At 66.5% G+C, this 1,335-nt stretch carries 2 protein-coding genes; both read right to left on the bottom strand.

Translation table 11 applies throughout. The features are described 5' to 3' along the window. Positions 1–832 (bottom strand): replication initiator protein A (locus LH128_RS26125; protein ID WP_008832699.1); only part of this gene is annotated, 832 nt, incomplete at its 3' end. A gap of 11 nt (positions 833–843) precedes the next feature. Continuing rightward, entirely contained in the window at positions 844–1,125 is a 282-nt protein-coding gene (locus LH128_RS26120) for a helix-turn-helix transcriptional regulator (protein ID WP_008832698.1), read from the bottom strand. Positions 1,126–1,335 lie beyond the last annotated feature (210 nt).

Genomic DNA, 1,335 nt, shown 5'->3' with positions numbered 1-1,335 from the left:
GCGCGTCGGGATCGGTGGGTACGAAGGACAGGATTTCGGGGCCGCCGAGGCACTGCTCGATGGTCAGGCGATAGCCCGGCAGCGGCTGGCGGCGGACGATGTCACGCAGGTCGTAGGCGAAATGCTTGAGCGGTGAGAGACTGCCGGACTTGGCGTGCAGATGCGGGAAGTCGAAGCTCCACCCGAACTCCTGTTTGCCGCCATGCTTGCGCACCAAGCGGTAGAGCCAGCGCTCCAGACCGCCAGTCAGCCCGAAGTAGTTCCGGTCGATTGTGAGGACCAAGGCATCGTCAAGCACCGCGCCGTAGAACCAGTCGGGGACGATCAGCTCGAGCCCGAGCGGGCGGCCGCGGTGATCGGCGCGCTCCTTCCATTCGTTGATCCAGGAGAAGCGGTGCATTCGCCGCTCGGTCGGCTGGCGGATGGATGTCGCGATGGTGGTGGACTGGAGTCGGTCGAGCGCGGCCTTCAGGCGGTCGTAATCGCGCAGCGAGACACCGCGTCCAATGAAGTTCAGAATCTCGTAGGGCGTGGTCGCCATGAGCCGCGACGGGCGGAGGCCGACGTCGCGGGCCTCGACGATTTGGGAGGCCGCCCAGATCAGAACATCGGCGTCCCAGATCGTCGCCATGCCGTGCTCGGGCACGGCTTCAACACGGATCTTCACCGAACCGGCCTTGAAGTCGATCGGTGCCAGGCGCTTCGACTTGGCAAGCGAGAAGAACGGATAGGCCATGAGGTCCTGCGTGTCGCGCGGCGCGAGATCGCCGGGCAGCGCCCGGAACAGATCGAGTTGCGCACGCTCGTCGTGCTGTGTGTGACGGGACGACATGGCGGGTCGTCTCAGCGCGGCTGACGGCCGGCGAAGCGGCGGTCCGTGGGCTCCTGCCGCTTGGCGGGCAGCACCGTGCCGCGCGGATCGGAGGTCGAGCTGACGAGGCCGCGATCGGCCCAGGTCTGCAAATCTTCGATGGCGTAGACGACCCGGCCGCCGAGCTTCCGGTAAGCCGGGCCGGTGCCATAGGTCCGGTGCTTCTCAAGCGTGCGTTCGGAGAGTCCGAGGAAGCGAGCGGCTTCCTGCGTGCGCAGGTAGCGTGGCGGGATGCCGGCGGTAGTTTCGGCCATTGTCGAGCCTCCGTGATCTCATCGGGGGCCGCTGCCGTCAGGCGGCGGTTTGAGAGCACGGTGGCGTGAAGACGGTGGGTCGGACGATGTCGAAGATAGAAATCTAGTGCCGACACGCGCCAAGCGATCGACGGCGGGTTATGATCGACGGGGCCGGCGCAGGAGGGAGCGGTAACCGCCTTCGACGAGTTTCACGCCGTCGCGCACGAG

It is taken from the genome of Sphingomonas sp. LH128, assembly GCF_000293195.2.
In the GTDB taxonomy this organism is placed as follows: domain Bacteria; phylum Pseudomonadota; class Alphaproteobacteria; order Sphingomonadales; family Sphingomonadaceae; genus Novosphingobium; species Novosphingobium resinovorum_A.
Note: the sequence above shows the minus strand (reverse complement) of the source record. Positions and strands in the feature narration are given on the sequence as shown.

Excerpts from the sequence above, each read along its gene's own strand:
- LH128_RS26120 (WP_008832698.1), bottom strand. The coding sequence starts at position 1,125 with ATGGCCGAAACTACCGCCGGCATCCCGCCACGCTACCTGCGCACGCAG.